The 19,588-nt window shown below is 69.8% G+C and carries 15 protein-coding genes and 2 pseudogenes; 1 reads left to right on the top strand and 16 read right to left on the bottom strand.

Going from position 1 to position 19,588, the window contains the following annotated elements:
• Positions 1-28: 28 nt before the first annotated feature.
• A pseudogene (locus IPN03_02130) lies at positions 29-1,886 on the bottom strand (ABC transporter ATP-binding protein).
• Between the two features lie 2 nt (positions 1,887-1,888).
• Positions 1,889-3,619 (bottom strand): ABC transporter ATP-binding protein, encoded by a 1,731-nt coding sequence (locus tag IPN03_02125; GenBank protein ID MBK9372552.1) that lies wholly within the window; start codon positions 3,617-3,619, stop codon positions 1,889-1,891.
• A gap of 81 nt (positions 3,620-3,700) precedes the next feature.
• On the opposite strand from IPN03_02125, the gene IPN03_02120 reads away from it, so the two are divergent.
• Entirely contained in the window at positions 3,701-4,372 is a 672-nt protein-coding gene (locus IPN03_02120) for a Crp/Fnr family transcriptional regulator (GenBank protein MBK9372551.1), read from the top strand.
• Positions 4,373-4,414: 42 nt separating this feature from the next.
• Here IPN03_02120 and IPN03_02115 read toward each other — a convergent pair whose 3' ends face one another.
• The 14 genes and pseudogenes from IPN03_02115 to IPN03_02050 form a co-directional block, all read right to left on the bottom strand.
• On the bottom strand, positions 4,415-5,812 hold the full coding sequence (locus IPN03_02115; GenBank protein ID MBK9372550.1) for a transglutaminase domain-containing protein: 1,398 nt from the start codon (positions 5,810-5,812) through the stop codon (positions 4,415-4,417).
• Between the two features lie 86 nt (positions 5,813-5,898).
• Positions 5,899-6,150, bottom strand: a complete 252-nt coding sequence (locus IPN03_02110; protein ID MBK9372549.1) for a hypothetical protein — start codon at positions 6,148-6,150, stop codon at positions 5,899-5,901.
• A gap of 92 nt (positions 6,151-6,242) precedes the next feature.
• Positions 6,243-6,722, bottom strand: a complete 480-nt coding sequence (locus IPN03_02105; protein MBK9372548.1) for a fasciclin domain-containing protein — start codon at positions 6,720-6,722, stop codon at positions 6,243-6,245.
• Positions 6,723-6,895: 173 nt separating this feature from the next.
• Positions 6,896-8,083 carry an SUMF1/EgtB/PvdO family nonheme iron enzyme gene (locus tag IPN03_02100; protein MBK9372547.1) on the bottom strand — a complete coding sequence of 396 codons (1,188 nt, stop codon included), beginning with the start codon at positions 8,081-8,083 and terminating at the stop codon, positions 6,896-6,898.
• Between the two features lies 1 nt (position 8,084).
• Positions 8,085-8,921, bottom strand: coding sequence for an ABC transporter permease subunit (locus IPN03_02095; GenBank protein MBK9372546.1), 837 nt, complete (start codon positions 8,919-8,921; stop codon positions 8,085-8,087).
• Positions 8,918-9,370, bottom strand: a complete 453-nt coding sequence (locus IPN03_02090; GenBank protein MBK9372545.1) for a nitrous oxide reductase accessory protein NosL — start codon at positions 9,368-9,370, stop codon at positions 8,918-8,920. Before IPN03_02090 ends, IPN03_02095 begins: the two co-directional genes overlap by 4 nt.
• Positions 9,367-10,260, bottom strand: a complete 894-nt coding sequence (locus IPN03_02085) for an ABC transporter ATP-binding protein (GenBank protein MBK9372544.1) — start codon at positions 10,258-10,260, stop codon at positions 9,367-9,369. Before IPN03_02085 ends, IPN03_02090 begins: the two co-directional genes overlap by 4 nt.
• A 13-nt stretch (positions 10,261-10,273) precedes the next feature.
• A pseudogene (nosD, locus tag IPN03_02080) lies at positions 10,274-11,592 on the bottom strand (nitrous oxide reductase family maturation protein NosD).
• A gap of 64 nt (positions 11,593-11,656) precedes the next feature.
• On the bottom strand, positions 11,657-12,286 hold the full coding sequence (locus IPN03_02075) for a hypothetical protein (GenBank protein ID MBK9372543.1): 630 nt from the start codon (positions 12,284-12,286) through the stop codon (positions 11,657-11,659).
• A 129-nt stretch (positions 12,287-12,415) separates the two neighbouring features.
• Positions 12,416-14,284, bottom strand: coding sequence for a Sec-dependent nitrous-oxide reductase (nosZ, locus tag IPN03_02070; GenBank protein ID MBK9372542.1), 1,869 nt, complete (start codon positions 14,282-14,284; stop codon positions 12,416-12,418).
• 110 nt (positions 14,285-14,394) lie between these two features.
• Positions 14,395-15,615 carry a c-type cytochrome gene (locus IPN03_02065; GenBank protein ID MBK9372541.1) on the bottom strand — a complete coding sequence of 407 codons (1,221 nt, stop codon included), beginning with the start codon at positions 15,613-15,615 and terminating at the stop codon, positions 14,395-14,397.
• Between the two features lie 2 nt (positions 15,616-15,617).
• Positions 15,618-16,961 (bottom strand): cytochrome b N-terminal domain-containing protein, encoded by a 1,344-nt coding sequence (locus IPN03_02060; GenBank protein MBK9372540.1) that lies wholly within the window; start codon positions 16,959-16,961, stop codon positions 15,618-15,620.
• 15 nt (positions 16,962-16,976) lie between these two features.
• The gene (locus tag IPN03_02055) at positions 16,977-17,525 is read right to left on the bottom strand and encodes a Rieske 2Fe-2S domain-containing protein (protein ID MBK9372539.1); all 549 of its coding nucleotides are present in this window, start codon (positions 17,523-17,525) and stop codon (positions 16,977-16,979) included.
• Positions 17,522-19,480: an FAD-dependent oxidoreductase gene (locus IPN03_02050; protein MBK9372538.1), complete on the bottom strand. Its 1,959-nt coding sequence runs from the start codon at positions 19,478-19,480 to the stop codon at positions 17,522-17,524. The genes IPN03_02055 and IPN03_02050 overlap by 4 nt, the downstream gene beginning before the upstream one ends.
• Positions 19,481-19,588 lie beyond the last annotated feature (108 nt).

Here is a 19,588-nt window from a genome sequence, read left to right as displayed (position 1 = left end):
CTCGCGCTGAGACGATGCGATCGGTGGCTTACGCCGCCGCTTCCCTGTCCTTGAGCTGAAGGGCGTAGAGGCGGGCGTAGAGGCCGCCCTTCACGAGGAGCTCGGCGTGCGTCCCCGACTCGCGGACCTCGCCGTGCGCCAGGACGAGGATCCGGTCGGCGCGCACGATCGTCGAGAGGCGGTGGGCGACGACGACGGAGGTGCGTCCCGAGAGGAGCCGGTCTACGGCCTTCTCGATGACGGCCTCGGTCTCGGGGTCGACGCTCGAGGTCGCCTCGTCGAGGATGAGGATGCGCGGGTCGCGGGCGAGGGCACGGGCGAACGAGACGAGCTGCTTCTCGCCCACGGAGAGCCCGCCGCCGCGTTCCGTCAGCTTCGTGTCGAGACCGTCGGGGAGGCGCTCGAGCAGCGGACCGAGGCCGACGTCGAGGCACGCGCGCTCGACCGTCTCGCGCGGCATCGCAGGGTCGAAGAACGCCACGTTCTCGGCGATCGTCCCGGTGAAGAGGAACGTGTCCTGCAGGACGATGCCGAAGCCGTCCCGGAAGGCCGACGGGTCGAAGCTCCTCACGTCGCCGCCGTCCACGCGGACCGCGCCGTTCGTGACGTCGTAGAAGCGCAGGAGGAGGCTGACGATCGTCGACTTCCCCGAGCCCGTCGCACCGACGAGGGCGATCGTCTCGCCCGGCTCGGCGCGGAACGAGACCCCCTTCAGGACCTCCTCGTCGGGCTTGTAACCGAACCGTACGTGATCGAACTCGATCTCGCCCCGGAGGGGCCGCGGGACCGGAGCCGGGGGAGGGCGGTGCCGCGATCTTCGGGGCCTCGTCGAGAAGCTGAAAGATCCTCTCGGAGGAAGCCATCGCCGCCTGGAGGATGTTGTACTTCTCCGAGAGGTCCATGAGCGGCCGGTAGAACCTCTTGGAGTACTGCAGGAAGGTGACGACGGCGCCGATCGTCATCGTCCCCTGGATGACCTCGCCGCCGCCCCACCAGAGGATGGCCGCCATCCCCACTGCAGAGAGGAAGTCCAGCGCGGGGTAGAAGACCGAGTAATAGAAGATCGAATCGAGGTTCGCGACGCGATGGTCGTCGTTCACCGTGCGGAATGAACCCCGGGCCGCCTCCTCGCGCCGGAAGAGCTGGACGACGGCGATCCCCGAGAGGTGCTCCTGCAGGAAGGAGTTCACGCGGGCGATCCTCACGCGCACCCGGCGGTAGGTGTCCCGCGCCCCCTTCCGGAACCAGTTCGTCACGAGGGCCATCGGGATCAGGACGCCGAGCGTGATCGTCGCGAGCGTCGGGTCGAGGGCATAGAGGATCGCCACGATGCCGCCGAGGACGGCGAGGTCCCCGAGGAGGGAGACGAACCCCGACGTGAACAGCTCGTTCAGGGCGTCGACGTCGGTCGTCAGGCGCGTCATCAGCCGCCCGACGGGTGTTCGGTCGTAGAGGGCGACGTCGGCCCGCTGCAGGTTCCCGAAGATCCGCGTCCTCAGGTCGAACATCACCCCCTGGCCCATCCGGGAGGTCCACTCGACCATCAGGAACATGAAGCCGAACGTCGCGAGGACGGAGAGGAGGTAGAGGCCGGCGATCGCGTCGAGGGCCGCCGCGCCGCGGGATTCGAGGCCGAGCGTCTCGAGAAACCGGCCGACGAAGGCCGCCCCGCCTTCCGGAGGGCCCGCCTTCTCGGAGAAGACGAGGTCGATGGCGGCGCCCGTCAGGAGGGGACCCGCGAGCTGCGCGACCGATTCGAGGAAGAGGACGACGAGGGCGCCGCCCGCGTAGCCCTTGTAGGGGAGTGCGAGCGAGAAGAGACGGCGGAGGAGGCCCCTGTCGAAACCGCGTCCCTGGGCCTCGTCCTCGGCAACGTGCTCGGCCACGGCTACGCCGCCTCCACTTCGTCCGAGAGGCGCTGGCGCTCGGCCAGCTCCGCGTAGAGGCCCCCGGCCCGGAGGAGCTCCTCGTGCGTCCCCGTCTCGGCGACGCGCCCCTTCTCGAGAACGATGACGACGTCGGCGTGCTGGATCGTGGAGAGGCGGTGCGAGACGAGGAAGACGGTCCGCGTGCCCGACCGGGCCTTCACGGCCTCGAGGATCTTCTCTTCGGTCTCGGTGTCGACGGAGGAGAACGCGTCGTCCAGGACGAGGAACCCAGCGTCCGCGAGGAGCGCCCGGGCGAGGGCGGTCCGCTGCTTCTGCCCGCCCGAGAGGGTGATGCCGCGCTCGCCGACGAGCGTCTCGAGCCCCTTCGGGAAGGTCGCGAGGTCGGGGCCGAGGCCGGCTTCGAGGGCCGCGCGCTCGATCTCGGCGCGCGACGCCCCGGGCCGGCCGATCGCGATGTTGTTCGCGAGCGTGTCGGAGAAGAGGAACGTCTCCTGCGGCACGGCGACGAGGGCGCGCCGCAGGAGCGGCAGGGGCGTCTCGCGCAGGTCGCGCCCCCCGAGCCGGATCGCGCCGAACGGGGGCTCCTCCAGCCGCAGCAGGAGGTTCAGGAGCGTCGACTTGCCCGAGCCGGTCCGCCCGACGAGGGCGACCGTCGTCCCCGGCTCCACCGTGAGGGAGACGTTCCGGAGGACGGGCGGGCCGTCGTCGTAGGAGAAGGTCAGGCCCTTCACCTCGAGCGTCCCGCCGGGGAGCGGCCCGTCGGCGCTCTCGGCGGCGAGCGGCTCGGCGGCCCAGAGCTCGGCCATCCGGTTCCAGGAGGCCGACCCGCGCTGCCAGAGGTTCACGACCCAGCCGAGCGCGATCGCGGGCCAGACGAGCTCCATGAGGTAGAGGTTGAACTCGACGTACCGGGGAACGGTCAGCTCGCCCGCGAGGATCTTCCGGCCGCCGACCCAGAGGACGGCGGCGAAGCCGGCGCCGACGAGCGCCTGGAGCATCGGGAAGTAGAGCGCGTTCAGGCGTGCGAGGCCCAGGTTGCGCTTCCGGAACTCGCGGTTCTTCGCGTCGAAGCGCCGCTCCTCGGTCGCCTCGCGCGCGAAGGCGCGGACGAGCCGCACCCCGCTGATGTTCTCCTGCGCGCTCGCCGAGATCTCGCTGAAGAACTCCTGGATCGCCGTGAAGCGCCGGTGGGTGACCTTTCCCATGACCTGCGTCGCGACGGCGACGAACGGGAGGATCGCGAGGGCCACGAGGGTGAGTGTCGGAGACGCGAACGCCATGAGCGTCACGGCGATCGTCCCGACGACGAGCGTGTTCGCGGCCTGCATGATCCCCGGCCCGATCATCATCCTCACGGCCGAGAGGTCGTTGACGGCGCGGCTCATGACGTCGCCCACGCGGCTCTTGCGGTGCCAGCGGGGAGGGAGCCTCAGGAGGTGCGCGAAGAGGTCCTCGCGCATCTCGAACTCCACGTCGCGCGAGGCGCCGATCAGGATCCGCCGGGTGAAGAAGAAGAGGATCGAGTCCGCCGCGGCGAGGCCCAGGATCACGGCGCAGGAGAGGGCGATGAGCCGGGGCGAGGGGTCCTTCTCGAGCGATTCGAGAATGTGCCTCACGAGTCGCGGCATCGCCAGGAAGAGCGCGGCCGAGAGGGCCATCGTCCCGAACCCGAGGACGTACTCTTTCGGACGGCGCGAGAAGTAGGCGAGGAAGCGGGAGAAGTCCTTCAAACGTCCGGGATGTTACCCGCCCGTCCCGCCCGGGCGCGGGTCGGGGGGAGGACCGGCTGATATCCTCACGCTCCGCGAGCCGTGACCCACGCCCTTCTCGAACGGATCGTCCTGTTCCGCTGCCTCAACCCGGCCGAAGCGAGGGCGCTGGCCGAGGTGTGCCGCCTCCAGGTTTGCGAGAGAGGCGACACGGTCTTCGTCGAGGGGACCCGGGCCAAGGAGATGTCGTTCGTGGCCCTCGGGACCGTGAAGATCGTCAAAGCGACGCCGGCGCGAAACGTCATCCTTCGGATCGTCGGAGCGGGAAGCCCCGTCGGCATCGTCGCGGCCTGGGAGGGCCGGCCGTACCCGGGGACCGCCATCGCCGTCGAGCCGTCGACGATCGTCCACGTCCCCGAGCGGGAGTTCTTCTCCCTGACCGACAGGCACCCGGAGATCCTCCGCCAGCTCCTGAAGCTGATGATGGACCGGCAGGTGCAGCTGGGGCAGAGGGTCTCCGAGATGACCGGCTCGGTCGAGACGCGGGTGGCCCAGGCGCTTCTCGACCTCGTCGTCTCCTCCGGAAAGGCGGAGGCGCAGGGAGCATCGATCTCTCTCGCGCTCACCCGGCAGGAGATCGCCGACCTCGCCGGGACGACGGTCGAGACGGCGATCCGGATCATGAGCCGCTGGGGCAAGGAGGGGCTCGTCCTGACCGAGGGTGACGGGTTCGTCATCCCCGACGTCGAGCGCCTGCGCGCCCACCTCGGGTGAAGCCGGGACGTCGGTGGGCGAGGACCGGTGCCGGCGGGAGGATCAGGAGCTGCGGGCCCCCGACGGACGGGGGTGGGCTCTCTCGAAGCTGAACTCCACTTTCGCCTTCTTCGGCTGGCCCGCGACCTCGAGGACGGGATAGGCGAGGAAGTTGATCGGCCCCGACGCGGGCGCGGGGTCGACGACGAGGTCACGGCCACGGCTCAGCTCGATGCGGTTCGCCGGGTGGTGGCCGAAGTAGTAGGTCGAGAGGGCCGTGTACTTGTCGGCCTCGCTGATGTCCACCGGCCACCATTTCCCCTCGGCCCAGAACTCCGCCCAGCAGTGGTAGCCGTCGATTCCGCCCTCGTTGCGCTCGGACGGGATGGAGGCGCCGATGGCGAAGCGGGCCGGGATCCCGGCGGCGCGGGCGAGGGCGATGAAATAGGAGTGGAAGTCGGTGCAGTTGCCGGAGGCCGCGCTGCAGGCGCGGACGGCGTCTCCCTGGCCCCAGCCTTCGCCGTACTTCATGTAGCGCATCCGGTCGATGACGTGGTCGTAGAGGGCGCGCGCCCGGACGAGCTCGCCCTTCTTGCCGGCGAGAGTCTCCGCTGCGATCTTCGAGAAGTTCTCGCTCGTCGGAACGAGACGCTCGGGCTCGAGGAACTCGCCCGGGCGAGGGCGGCCGTCGGCGTAGGCGCTCTTCTCCCTGCGTTTCACCGAGAACCGCATCTCCACCGTCTTGCCGGAATCGCCCGGTCCGAGCTCGAGGAAGAGGACCTCGTTTCCGTGTGCGCGATCCTTCAGCGTACGGCTCTGGCCGGGCGCTCGAACCGACACGACCTCGACCGTCTGATAGGCATCCGACGTGGGCATCGGCAGCCACATTCGGGCCTGGGCCGGGATCTGTGGAAGCGTGGCCTTGTAGACGAACTCGAACGCGTCGGTGCCCTTCAGGACCCCGAGGTGCTCGTCCGCCGCGCCCGTGACCTCGACGCGGTGCCACGTCTTGTCTTCCTTCTGCTCCCAGGCGTAGTAGGGCTGGCCGTTCAGCTTGTGGACGGTCGTCTCGGACACCTTCATGTCGCCCGCCCCGCCGTCCAGGAAGAAGTCGACGTCGTAGACGTCTCCGCTCACGTCGGCCAGGTCGACGCACGCGAACTGCCGCGTCGGCCCGAGGCTGGAGAGGTACTCGGTGTGAACGCGGACGAGCTTGAGGCGAAGGGTCTTCTTCTCGAAGGGCAGGGAGAAGTACCCGTCCCCGCGCGCGACCTCCGCCTCGACGTGCTTCTCGATTCCCGCCTGGATCTCGGCCGTCACGACGTTCGCCGCCGGAGACGGCGGGGTCGTCGTGGCCGCCGGTCGCGGCGTCGCTTCGGCGACGGGCGTTTCGCGGGCTGCCGGGGCGCAGCCGGAGAGAGCGACGAGAAATCCCAGCGACAGACACACGGAACGGTTCATGCGCGCCTCCACGAGAGGGACGAAAACCGGGCCGGAGCCCGCGAGGCCCCGGCCCGGCACGTCACGATCGTTATCCGCGGTGGGCCTTACTTCGGGTGTTCGCTCTTCGGGTGCTCGCCCTTGGGGTGCTCGGGCGTCGCCGGCGGCTTGCAGCAGGTGGCGGCGCAGTCCTTGGCGCACTTCTTCGCCTCGTGCGTGGCGCACTTGCCGTCCTTCAGCTCGCACTTGGGCGAGCAGCAGGCGACCTTGGCGGGCTCAGTGGCCTTCGGATGGTCCGCGAATGCGGTGGCGGACGAGAGGAGGAGGAGGACGGCGAACGCGGCGAGCAGGTTCTTCATCGGTGTCCCTTTCCCTTTCCGTGAGCGTGTGCGGATTCTGACAGGCCTCTTCGCGCCGGGGACCCGGACTTGATCAAGGGCCTTCCCCGGTCTCACTTCGGTGGGATCAGGACCTTGTCGACGACGTGGATGACGCCGTTCGAAGCGGCGACACCCGAGGTGACGATCTTCGCGTCGTTCACGTACGTCGCCCCGCCCTCCACCTTGAAGGCGACGCGCTTGCCCATGGCGGTCCCCGTCGACTTCACGAGCTTGAAGTCGTCGGCCGACCAGGCCGACGTCAGGACGTGGTACTGGAGGACGGCGGCGAGAGCCTTCTTGTCCTTCGCGAGGGCGTCCAGCGTCTCCTTCGGCACCTTGCCGAACGCCTCGTCCGTCGGCGCGAAGACCGTGAACGGGCCAGGGCTCTTCAGGACGGCGACGAGGCCGGCGTCCTGCACGAGCTTCACGAGGACCTTGAAGCTTCCTGCAGCGACCGCGGTGTCGACGATGTCCTTGTTCTGCGCACGAGCTGGCGCAGCGGTGACGGCGGCAAATACGGCGACCGCCAGGAAGACGACGGGCTTCCTCATGGACTCCTCCTCGGACCGGGCTCGGGGCCCCGGTGCAGCGTGAAGGGAGATTGAGGTTCCGTGGCTCCGGCCGGCATGACGGACGTCATACGGGACGCAGATTCCGGAGCCGGCTGGGCGCGGTGGCCTGGCGCCCCAGCCCGGCCCGCGGAAGCGAGCGCGTCCGTTCGCGCTCAGGGCAGCGCGAACGCCGCGAGCCGGAATCCGAGGTCGTTGCTGGTGAGCTCCGGCTGGAACTCCTCCCGGTAGGCGAGAGCCAGCCGTGAGGTCGTGGCGCTGTACCACGAGCCTCCGCGCGTGGCGCGCATGCCGGGAGCGTCGTCGCGATTCCGGTCGTCGTCGCGGTAGGGAGACCTCCGCGAGTAGCGACGCGAGACGCCCTGCGTCCACTCCCCGGCGTTTCCGGAAGCGTGAAAGACGCCGTAGCGGTTCGCCCGGTATCGGGCCGGGGTCTCCCCGGCGCCGACGAGAGTGACCTCCGCCCCGGGGTTCTTCTTCCAGTTGTAGAGGTGCATCTGGGGCTCGCTCAGCTCCGTCCCGAGGCCGTAGTCGAACCCGTCCGGCCCTCGCGCCGCCTTTTCCCACTCGGCTTCGGTCGGCATCCGGTAGAGCCACCTCCGCCTGCCGAGCGTTCGGGTCAGCCAGCGTCCGTAGGCGTTGGCCTCGAACCACGACACCAGGACGACGGGGAGATCGTCCCTGCCGAAACGAAGGTAGTCGGCGTCCGCGGGCGTCAGGCTCGCCGTGGAGCGGGTCGACGGGTATCGCGCGGCCCAGCCGGCATCCGTCCAGTTCCGCCTGTCGCCATAGCCGTCCGGGGTGTCCAGAAAGCGGCGGAACTCCCCGTTCGTCACCTCGAATCTCCCGAAGTGGAACGAGGTCGTCCAGGCGAAGTGGGCTTCTGCCGGGTTCCGGCGCTCTCCGAGCTGGAAGTCGCCGGCGGGGATGAATGCGAACCCGGTCGAGCCGCCCGGCGGGAGAGGCGGGTTGGTCGATCCGGGCGAACGGACGGTGACGGTGAATCCTCCGCTGATGCCGCGACCTGATCCGAGCCCCGCCAGCGAGACCGGGTACATCCAGCTTCGGACGCCGGCTCGCGCCTCGACGAAGTAGTTCCCTCCGGGGAGCCACGGAGCCTCGGGTCCGAGGGGTATCGGGAGGGCCTCGTCCAGTGTCTTCCCGGCCCGATGCAGGGAGAGGGACGCCCCGGTCCGGTTGAGGATCTCGAGACGAGTCTCGCCTCGTGCGATCCGGGCGCTTTCCGCGCGCGACCGCAGGACAGTCCGGGCGATCGCGATTCCCGCAGCGCCGAGGGCCAGGATTCCGGCGACCGATGCCGCGGCCCAGACCCCCGCCCTCACGTCAGACGTCCGTTCTCGAGAGCCGCCTCGCAGCGAGGGCGAACGGGATCACGGTCCAGAGGATGAGCGACCCCGACAACAGAAGGAAGGCTCCCGTCGTCCCTTTCGTGAACCGGAGGAAGGCGAGGGACGCTGCGCCGAAGGCCGTCGTCCCCTGCAGGGCGAGGAGCGCGCCGGTCCGAAGGGCCCCGACGGGGTTCACGAGGACGCTGACGATGAGGACGCGGGAGGCGGTCCCCGACTTGAGGACCGAGGCGACGCCGAGGGCCGCGACGTCGAGGAGGACGACCGCGACGAACCAGACGACGAGGGCGAGCGCGAGGGCGCGCGTGCGGCGGCGGCCGATGGCCGCTGCCGAGAGGAGCGCGGCGATCCCGAGGAAGACGGCCGTCAGGAGCGAGGAGCCGGCGAAAAGGAGGGCGAACCCGGCCAGGCCGTCGCTGCCGCGGTGCGAGAAGACGACGGTCCCGGCGGCGCCGAACCCGATGGCCTGCGCCGCCGTCAGCGCGGCCCAGAGTCCGGTCGACTGGCCGAGGAGAATCGACGTCCGCGAGACGGGCTGCGAAAAGAGGAGCTCGGCCGCACCCCTTTCCGGCGCCAGGGAGAGGACCCCGATGAGGAGCGAAGAGAGCGGCACGAGGAGGAGGACGAGCTGGACGAGCGAAGCCGAGGTCCGCGAGAAGTCCTGCACGCCGTGCCCACCGGAGAGGGCGTAGCCGGCGACGGCCACGGAGAGCGACAGACCCGCGAAGACGACGGCGAAGATCTGGGTCCAGCGGGAGCGGATCGCGAGGAGGAGCTCCTGACGGGCGCAGAGGACGAAGGGGGAGTCGGTCACTTCGTCCCCGCCGGGAAGGGACCGATGACCTCGGTGGCGGGAACCTCAGTCCCGGCTTTTCCGGCCGGGTCCTGGTCGCGCGAGGCGGCGTTCGCCCAGGCGACGAGACCGGAGTTCATCGGCGTCTGGACGGCCGGGTCGCGCACGAGGACGGCGTCCTTCGCCTTGACCCACTCCTTCGTCCGGTGGTCGCTCACCCAGGCGGTCCAGGGGGCCGCCTCCCGCGGTTCCTTCAGCCAGTCGCGCAGGCAGCCGGCATCGTCGAAGAGCTTCGGTTCGTGGCCCGGAGCCGTCAGCTGGGCGGCGAAGCGGAGGTCGGAGACCGACATGCGGCACCAGGCGCAGGCGTCGTTCTTCGTGTCGACCGGGGCGGGGCCGTCGGCGCCGCCCCCGCAGGCGGCGAGGAGGACGAACGGCAGGATGGCGGCGAACCGGAGCGCGGATCTCATCGCGGACCTCCCACGAGCTCGGTGTAGAGGGCGTCGAGGCGCCCCTCGTCGGACGAGAGGGCGAGGACCGTCGCGCCCGCGGCGCGGACGGCCTCGAGATAGGCCGGGCGGGCGGACGCGGGCCCGGGAAGGAGGAGCTCCCCGCTCGAGGTGGAGGCGCCGGGGCAGGCGGGCCGGATCGCCTCGAGGACGCCCTCGGGAGCGCGGTCGAGGCGCAGGCGGAGGACGCCCCGGTCGGCGAGTCTTCCCGCCAGCTCGGCGGCCGACAGGAGCGCGGCGAGTCGCCCTTCGACGAGGACGGCGAAGCGGTCGGCGAGACGTTCCACGTCGCCGAGGTGGTGCGACGTGAAGAGGATCGTCCTTCCCTCGCGGCGGCGGCCCTCGACGAGGGCGTAGAAGGCGGAGAGGCCCTCGGGGTCGAGGGCGGCCGTCGGCTCGTCGAGGAGGAGAAGCGGCGTGTCGGGGAGCGCGGCGACGGCGAGGCCGAGGCGCTGGACCATCCCGCCCGAGTAGGTCGAGACGGCGCGCGCGGCGGCTCCGTTCAGGCACGCAAACCGGAGGACCTCGGCCGTGCGGGGCGGGGGAACGCCGCGGAGGCGGCGGTAGAACTCGACGACCTCGCGCCCTGTCAGGGCGTCCGGGAAGGCGACCTTCTGGGGAAGGAACGAAAGGCTCCGGCGCGCGGGAGGCTCCGAAGCGGGGCGGCCGTCGATCAGGACGCGCCCCGAGGTGGCGTGGATGAGGCCGGCGACGGCCTTGAGGCAGGTCGTCTTTCCCGAGCCGTTCGGGCCGAGGAGGGCGACGACCTCGCCGGAGGCGACCTCGAGCGAGACGTCGTGCACGGCGACCTGCCGGCCGTAGCTCTTGCCGAAACCTTCGAAGCGGATCATTCGGGGGACTCTCTCATGCCGCCGGCAGCCGGCGCCCCAGTACGAGGAGCGCCGTGCCGAGGAGGAACGTGACGGAAGAGGCCGCAACGGCCGGGAGGTGTGCGGTGCGCGCCGGGGGCTTCGCCCTGGGGACGTCCGGGAGGTGCGGCGGGCGGGCGAGGGGGGCGTTGTCCATCGACATCTGCTGCCTGAGGACCGGGAAGGTCTCTTCCGCGACGCCGATCGCCCCCGCCGCGAAGCTCTGGGCGAAGAGGTCCGCGGCGAGGAGGTTGCCCCGGAAGTGGTCGAAGACGTTTCCGAGGCGGTAGGGGCGGTCCGTGCGGCCGTCGCCGTCGAGGTCGGGCTCGCGGTTCTCGGACCAGTAGTTCCCGTCGAAGACGGTGTCCGTCTGCCGGCCGACGAGGGTCAGGGGGTGAGGTTCCCGACGAAGGAGTTGCCCGTGATCCGGTTCTGTCCGCAGCCCGCGAAGAGGAAGATCGCCGTGTCGGACGACGCCACGACGTTCCCGCGGAAGACGTTGCGGTAGGAGTCCTCGAAGAAGACGCCGCGGGCGTTGTCGGCGAGCAGGTTCCCCTCGGCGACGACGTCGTCGCACGTCTTGAAGAGGAGCCCGACGGACGCGAAGCCCCGGTTTCTCAGGAACTGGTTCCGCCGGAACGTGATCCGCTTCGAGTACATGAGGGCGCTCCCGGCGGCCCCGTTCTCGAAGACGTTGTCCTCGAAGACGTTGTCGTCCGAGAACATGTAGTGGATCCCGTAACGGAGGTCCGACGCGCGGTTCCCGTCGACGAGCCCGCGGCTGGAGGACTGGATGTAGAAGCCGTCGCGGACGTCGACGATGACGTTCCTCGAGAACCGGAAGCCGACCGTGTTCCAGATGTGGATGCCGGAGCCCTTCTCGCCCGGGTCCTTCCCGGGGATGCCCCGGATCTCGCAGTCCTCGACGGCGACGTCGTTCGCCTCGCGGACGTAGACGCCGAAGAGCGATCCCCGGATCCGGCAGGAGCGGACGACGGTGTCCGGTGCCGACGTGTGGACGCCGGCGGAGTCCTTCCCGAGGTCCCCTCCTTCCCGCCCGTCGATGTCGAAGCCTTCGACCGTGACGTTCGGCGCCCTCACGCGGACGACGCTCCCGGAGCGGGAGCCGAGGAGGAGAGGGCGTCCGCGCCCGACGAGACGGACGGGGCGGTCGAGGACGAGGTCTCCCTCGTATCGCCCGGGCGGCACCTCGACCGTGGACCCCGGCGCCGCGGCGTCGATGAGCCGCTGAATCGGCGACGTGTCGCGCGGGGCGGGACGCCCCTCGAGGGCGCCGGGGAGGACGGGGGCCATCTCGTCGGCCCACACCGGAGCAGCGAGCGCGAGGAGGAGCGCGGCAGCCGCCGGTCGTCGCACGTCAGGCCGCGGTCTTCCGCGTCGCACGCCATCCGAGGAAGAACGCCAGGGCGAGAAAGACAGCCGCGAGGCCGAGGGCGTAGGAGCCCCCCTGGGGATAGGAGAAGACCTCGAAGTTCGCGAGCTGCTTGCCGCCGAAGAGCGGGGGCATGAAAGGCTCGACGTTCATGGCCGCCTTCGGGTCCAGGTCGTGCCCGTAGCGGTACATCTTGTAGCCGAAGGACCAGAGCGAGAAGAGCCCGAACCAGATGTAGAGCATGAGGACGTCGAGGACGTGGGCCATGTGCCCGAAGACCGCGGCGCGGAGGAAGAGGAGGCCCATGATCCCCACGACGAAGGGGATCCACTTGAACTCGGTGAAGTCCTCGGGCTCGAGGTCCCTCATCCCGATGTAGTGGTTCAGGACGTTGATCTCCTTGATGTCCTGCCCGTCGTTTCCGGCCTCGAACTTGTAGCTGTAGATGTCGAGGCGGAGGCCGTCCTGGTACTGCGGCGCGAACATCGTCAGGTTCCAGAGCGGGAAGAGGTACGCCCCGAGCAGGCAGACCGTCGCCGCGACGAGGAGGAGCCGGGGCGCGAGGCCGATCGGCTGCTCGAGGAGGCGGTTGCTCTTTTCCAGGAGAGATCGCATTTCGGTGCCCTCGGTCGGGGGTCCGGGGCCGGGCCGCGGCGCACCCCCGGGGACGGACGCGGACGGAGGAGCTGGGAAAGAGGGGCGGGGCGGCGCCTCGCGGAGCCGCCCCGCCGGGAGAGAGAGCCGTCAGCCCTTCGGCTTGACGATCAGGTAGCCCTGCATCTCCTGGTGGAGAGCGGAGCAGAAGTTCGTGCAGTAGTAGGCGAAGACGCCCGGCTTGTCGGCCTTGAACGTGACGACCTTCGTCTCGCCCGGGTCGACGACGATGTTGATGTTGTAGTCGAGGAGGCCCCACCCGTGGAGCTCGTCGGTCGTCTGCTCGATGTTCGTCATCGCGACCTTGACCGTGTCGCCCTGGTTCACCTCGATGAGCTCGGGGGTGATGGTCGACCTGACGAGGACGACCTTCGCGAGGACCTCGGTCCCCTTGCGGGTGACGCCGGCGTCCTTCACGTCCCAGATCGCGAGCGGGTGCGTGTTCTCTTCCTTGGGGTAGACCTCGATCGGCTTGAGCTTGTCGGCCTTCACCATGACGGCGTAGTGGGGCTCGGGCTCGGTGAAGGCGTCGTAGAGGAGCTTCATCTTCTCCTCGGAGATGTCGACGAGCTGCGACGACTCGGGCTGCGAGGGGCCGACGTTGAGGTGCCGGCCGTGCGACAGCTTGTTGAGGCCGACGAGGTACTTCCCGTCCGGGCTCACGGTGTCGCCCTCGGCCGCGCAGAGGTGGCCGATGGAATAGGACATCGGGATCTTGTCGACGACCTCCCAGGTCCCGAGCTTCCACTTCGCCACCGCCGAGTCGACGAAGAGCGAGGTGTAGGCGTAGCCGTCGGCGTCGAACTGGGTGTGGAGCGGGCCGAGGCCGACCTCGACCTCGGCGTCCTTGATCGACTCGTACTTCAGGACGGGGATCCCGTCCTCGTCGCCCGTGAAGTCCTTGTTCCGGATGGCGGTCAGGACCTTCTCGAAGTTGAAGGCGGTCGTGACGCCCTGGAGCTTGCCGGAGCCGATGATGTACTTGCCGTCGGGCGAGACGTCGACCCCGTGGGGCGACTTGCCGCACGGCATCAGGTAGATGATCCCCGGCACCTTCCGCGGGTCGAGGACCTTGACGCCGCCCAGCATGTCGCCCTTGCCCTCGGCGATGGCCTTCTCGGCGGCCTTCCAGTCGACGGCGGCGATGTAGTCGCGGTCGGCCTGCGAGGCGGTCACCTCGAGCTTGCCGGTCGCCCGCTCGGAGTTGTAGCAGGTCCAGAACATCCAGCCTTCGGAGACCTTCTTGCCGGCGTCGCCGAGGTCCCAGTTGAAGGGCGGGGTGAGGATCTGCCACCCGAGGGACATCTCGCCCGACTTCGGGTCGATCTTGATTGCGGCCAGGATGCCCTTGTACTCGGCGGCGTACTTGTCGATCCCGACGGCGTTCGCCTTCGGAACGGGCGCCGAGAAGCGGGAGCCCATCATCGCGTACTCGGTGTTCGGCGTGACGAACGCGCCGGAGTGGTTCCCGGAGACGTTCGCGACCGGCCCGAAGATCTGCTTCGTCTTGAAGTCGCGCAGGTCGATCCGGGCGATGCGCGAGTTCATGTCGTTGATGAAGAGCCAGCGCCCGTCGTAGTCGCCCGCCGTCTCGGACAGGGCGGGGTGGTGGGCGTCGCCCCAGGTCAGGCCGTTCAGCATCGCCTTCGACTCGTCGTCGAAGCCGTAGCCGGTGGCCGGGTAGGGCGTGAAGACCGGGATCGTGGAGAGGTGCCGCATCGACGGGACGCCGTAGACGTACATCTGCCCGGAGTGGCCGCCCGAGGCGAAGAAGTAGTACTCGTCGAGGTCGCCCGGAGCGACGTAGGTCTTCTGCGCGGCGACGGAGATGTCCGACGAGGACGCGGGGGCCTTCTTCCCCTTCGGCCCCGACGGGGCACAGCGCCCCGCGAGAACGCCGGCCACGACGATCGCTCCGAGGACGCCCCACGTCAGGACGCTCTTCTTCTTTTCCGTCATCTGGTCCCCTCCTTCTCCCTGTGAGGCCCCCGGCTCTGGCCGGGGGCGGAATCGGTTGCGTTGCGGTGAACGGAGGCCGCGCGGGATCGGCGCGCGGCCTCCGCGGTCGATCAGTGCGCCGCGGGGGCCGCGGCTTTCTGCTTCTGGTGCTCGGCGAAGGCTTCGCGCAGCTTCTGGATCGCGACCTCCTTCTCGGCGTCGGTCAGGATGATCTGGCGCGACAGGACGACGGACATCGTCCCGGTCGGGTTCTTGATGAAGTCGTCGACGGTCTTGCCGAAGCGCTTCTGGGTGTCCTCGACGGCCGTCGAGAGGTCGGGCCCGACCTGGGCGGCGCTCTTCACGCCGAGGGAGGCGACCGAGTGGCAGACGAAGCAGCCGGTCGACACGAACCAGGCGCCCGGCCCGTGCTTCATCCGCTCCTCCTCGGCGATCTCCTCGGGGGTCTGCGGGTCGGTCCGCGGGACCCCGGGGCGGTACGTCGCCGGGACCGGAGCCCGGCGCCACGAGAGGACGAGGGCCGCGAGCGCCTGGGACTCCTTCGTCCCGAAGCCGAAGGACGGCATGACGGTGTCGGGGACGAGCTCCTTCGGGTTCTTCAGGTGCGCGACGTGCCAGGCGAACGCGGTCTTCTGGCCGCCGAGACGGCTCATGTCGTACTGCTCGGCGGCCTTGTCGCCGACGTACGTCAGGTCGGGGCCGATCGTCCCGCCGCGCCCGTTGACGACGTGGCAGGCCCGGCAGCCCTTCTCGTTGACGAGCTTCTTGCCGAGGTTGATGAGGTCGGCGCCCTTCGTCTCGCGGTCGTACCGGTGGCAGACGTTGCAGTTCATCTGCATCAGGGCGCCCTTGTCGTCCCCCTGGATCGAGTAGGCCTCGCCCATCGCCTTGCCGAGGACGGGCTCCTCCCAGAAGTGGATCGGCCCGTGGGCCTTCTCGCTCTCGACGGCCCAGCCCTGTCCGCCGTGGCAGGCGGTGCAGCCGTAGTCCTCGACGGGGTGGATCTTGAGCGGCTCGGCGGGGTGGGTCTTCCAGGGGTGTTCGGCGGTCTCGAACCCCTTCCAGAGGATTCCCTGGTGGCAGGTGATGCAGCGGTCCGCCCGGCCGAGGTCCTTCACCCAGATCTGCTTCATCCCGGCCGGAAGGGTGGCGGCCTTCTCGGCGCCGAACTTCTCGGCCACCATCTTCCGGAACTCGGCCTGGTACCAGCGCCAGTCCTTCCGGTGATCCGTGACGGCGAAGACGACCGTCGAGACGACGAGGAGGACGCCGATGACGGCGAGGACGGGTCGGTCCTTGCCAGGGTAGGGCGAGCTCGTGCGCTGCTCCATCGTCAGATCCTCGTCGGGAGCTCGGGCCAGGCCTGCCACGGCCAGTAGAAGTTCCAGTAGGGACCCCGGAGGAAGGTCCCGACGATCGTGAACGCGAGGACGAGGAGGACGACGAGGAGGAAGACGAGGTTCTGCCGCCTCCTCGAAGCGTGGAACCAGACCCCGGCCGCGCCCGCCGGGCTCCTGTCGAGCCAGGGCCAGACCGTGAGGAGGCCGAGGAGGATCGTCGGCAGGATCACGCCGCCGAGGAAGGCGCCGTTGATCGTGAAGGAGCCGATCTTCAGCGTCGTGTCGGTGACGATCTCCTGGAGCCAGAGGAAGTACCACGGCGCCTTGGCCGGGTTCGGCGTGATCATCGGGTTGGCCGGCTCCTCGAGGGGCGACGGGATGAAGCAGGCCAGGATGCTCACGACGGCGAACGTCCCGAGGACGACGATCGATATCCTCCGGACGAGGTCGTTCACCGAGTTGACCGTCCGGTCGGCGGCCTGGAGCGTCACGGCCCGGATCGCCGGGGCCTGGCCGCGGGCGACGCCGAGGAGCGAGTAGGTCTTCGTCTTCGCGGGCGGGGCTTCGGTCTTTTCCGATTCCAGCGTCCAGCGGTCGGCCTTCGCGAGGCCGCCGTCCTTGCGGATGCGCCACATGTGGTACGCGAGGAGCGCCCCGAGCCCGGCCGGCAGGAAGATGACGTGCAGGACGTAGAACCGCAGGAGCGTCGCCTGGTCGATCGTCCGCCCGCCGATGAGGAGCTCGCGCATCTCGGGGCCGACGTACGGCACCGAGCTCGCGATGTTCGTCCCGACGGTGACCGCCCAGTAGGCGAGCTGGTCCCACGGGAGGAGGTAGCCCGTAAAGGAGAGGAACAGGGTCAGGACGATCATGACGACGCCGAGCACCCAGTTCCACTCGCGCCGCTGGCCGCGCCCCGTGCCGTTCTTGTAGGCGCCCGTGAGAAAGACGCGGACGAGGTGGAGGAAGACGGCCGCCACCATGAGGTGCGCCGCGATCCGGTGGACGGCGCGGATCCAGGAGCCGAACGTGACGACGAACTCGATGTCCTTCACCGACCCGTAGGCCCGCTCGACCGACGGGACGTAGAGGAGGAGGAGCGGCAGGCCCGAGAGGACGAGGAGGAAGAAGAGGGCGGCCGAGGCCGTGCCGAGCCAGAACGAGTAGTTCCAGTCGAGGGACGGCTTGTAGGTCTTGGCCGGGAACCAGTGGAGGAGGAAGTTGGAGACGACGGCGTCTCCCGCCTCGCGGTCGGAGCGGGGGCGGAAGCTCCAGAACGGTTTCGGGTGGACCCCGGGGGCGGTGGGAGGGGCGGGGGTTCCGGGTTTCGCGCTCACGGCTCTTCGCTCCGCTCACGCCACGGTGAGCCGGAAGTCGTGGCCCACTTCCTGCGCCAGGTCGACCACGAGCTGCCCGTCGTCGACGGCGACGGAGAGGTGGTACCAGGCGAGCGGCTTCGGGGCCGGCCCCGTCTGGTTCGTCCCGTCGCCGGAGTACTTCGAGCCGTGGCAGGGGCACTGGAAGCGGTGCGTCAGGCGCAGGGGCTTGCCCTCGACGCTGGCCTCCTCGACCTTCGAGAGCGCCTCGGCCCTCACCGTGCAGCCGAGGTGCGTGCAGACGGCCGAGATGGCGTGGAAGGTCTTTCCCTCGCGGAAGACGAAGAGCCGCTCGTCGGGGAGGAACTTCATCCCGTCGGGGAAGTCGATCGGCGCACCGAGCTTCACCGTCGTCGGCGCGTCGTACGACACGTTCGGGACGAGCGAGCGCAGGGAAGCGCCCGCCTGCCCGACGAGGGCGACGACGCCGGCGCCGAGGCCGGCCTTCATCAGGAAGTCGCGGCGGCTGTTGGGCTCTTTGGAGGGCGCCTCGGCACCGGCCGGGGGGTCCGTCTTCGTCGTCATCGAGAAACCTCGCTCGTGGTCGGAACGAGACGTTCCGTGATCGTGAATCGCTCCATCGTCATCGCGTCGGTGGGGCAGCGAACGGCGCAGAGGCCGCAGCGGATGCACTTGTCGTCGTCCTTGACCATCGCCGAGAGGGGGAGCCCGTTCCCGTTCGCGCGCTCGGCGAGCAGAGCCCTCTCCTCCTCAGGGAGCTCCAGCTCCTCGAAGGGAACGATGGCGAGGCAGTACTCGGGGCAGATGTCGACGCAACGGCTGCAGAGGACACACTTCTCCGGGTCGTAGATCGTCTGGACGTGGCAGACGAGGCAGCGGGCGCCCTGCAGGCGCGCCTCGGCCTCGTCGTAGCCGTTCTCGACCTCTGCGATCCCGGTCCGCCGCCCGACGTCGATCGTCGGCGGGGCGACGCGGTCGTGCAGCTCGAAGCCCGCGATCATCCTGTAGGTCGGCGTGAAGAGCTTCTCGACCTCGAGGTGGCTCTCGAGGGCGAGGCCGGCCGAGGCGCCACGGGCCGCGAGGTGTTCGTGGATGGACCGGGCGGCCTTCTTCCCGTTCGCGACCGCCTCGATGAGGTTCCTCGGCCCGAAGGCGACGTCACCGCCGGCGTAGACGCCCGCCGCGGAGGTGGCGAGCGTGGCCGCGTCGACCCGAATGGTCCCGCCGGGCGTGAGGTCGACGCCGTCCTCGGGCTTGAGGAACGAGAGGTCGGGCTTCTGTCCGACGGCGAGGATGCAGGCGTCGGCCGGGACCGTCGTCACGTCGGCGTCGTCGTAGCGCGGGGAGAAGCGTCCGTTCTCGTCGAAGACGGAGAGGACCGTCCTGAGCTCGACCGCCTCGAGGCGCGACGCTCCGAGGAAGCGCCTCGGGCCCCGGCGGGGAAGGAAGACGATCCCCTCCCTCTTCGCCTCCTCGAACTCCTCGTGCCCCTGCATCGTCCGGAGGACGGGCATCTCGTCGAAGTTCTCGAGGGAGACGATCGTCACGTCGGCCGCGCCGCCGCGCAGGGCCGCGCGGGCGGAGTCGAGGGCCTCCTTCGCGCGGGCGTCGGCCGCCCCCGCTTCGCCGGCGAGGGCGTCGACCTCTTCTTCCTTGAAGACGCGCAGGGCGGTGCGGGCCGCGTCGAAGGCGACGAAACCGCCGCCGATGACGACGACGCGCCGGCCGAGGTCCATCCGGTAGCCGCGGTTCACGTTCAGGAGGTAGTCGACGGCTTTCACCACGCCGTCCAGCTCGACGCCCGGGACGTCGAGGTCCCGCCCCTTCGAGACGCCGACCGAGAGGAAGACGGCCTCGAAGCCGCCGCGGCGCAGCTCGGCCAGGCCGTAGGAGGGAGAGAGCGCCGTCCCGAGCCGGAGGGTGACGCCGAGCGCGAGGATCCGGTCGATCTCGGCCTTGATGAGCGTCCGCGGGAGGCGGTACTCGGGGATCCCGAACCGCATCATCCCGCCCGGCTCGCCGCCCGCCTCGAAGACCGTCACGTCGTAGCCGAGGAGGGCGAGGTCGTGCGCGGCCGAGAGGCCGGCTGGTCCGGCGCCGATGACGGCAACGCGCGTCTTCCCCGACGCGGGCGGCGGGGCAGGGGAGGGGACGACCGGGAGGTGGCCCGCGTAGCGGTTCCCCTCTCCCACGAGCTCGCCGAAGAGGCGGTCCTGCGTGTTCGGCCGGATCGACTCGACGCCGTACCGCTCCGTGACGAACCGCTTCAGGGCACGGATCGAGACGGGGGCGTCGATCGCGCCTCGCCGGCAGGCGTCCTCGCACGGCGCGGCGCAGACCCGGCCGCAGACCGACGCGAACGGGTTCGGCGCCCGGGCGACGAGGAAGGCCTCCTCGTCACGGTTCTCCGCGATGAGCTGGACGTACCGGCCGGCGTCGGTGGATACCGGACACCCGGACTGGCACTTGACCTGCGCCTTCCAATCCGACAAGGACGGGATGCGAGCCCGGATCGGCATGTCGAATCTCCCTGTGCCCGGCAGAATCCTCCCGGCGGCGCAGGGCCGGTATGACGCAGGTCATGACGAGCCGATGAAAAGGGGGGAGCCGGGACCGCCGATCCTCGG

This window comes from Holophagales bacterium, from assembly GCA_016719485.1.
In the GTDB taxonomy this organism is placed as follows: Bacteria; Acidobacteriota; Thermoanaerobaculia; order UBA5066; family UBA5066; genus UBA5066.
Note: the sequence above shows the minus strand (reverse complement) of the source record. Positions and strands in the feature narration are given on the sequence as shown.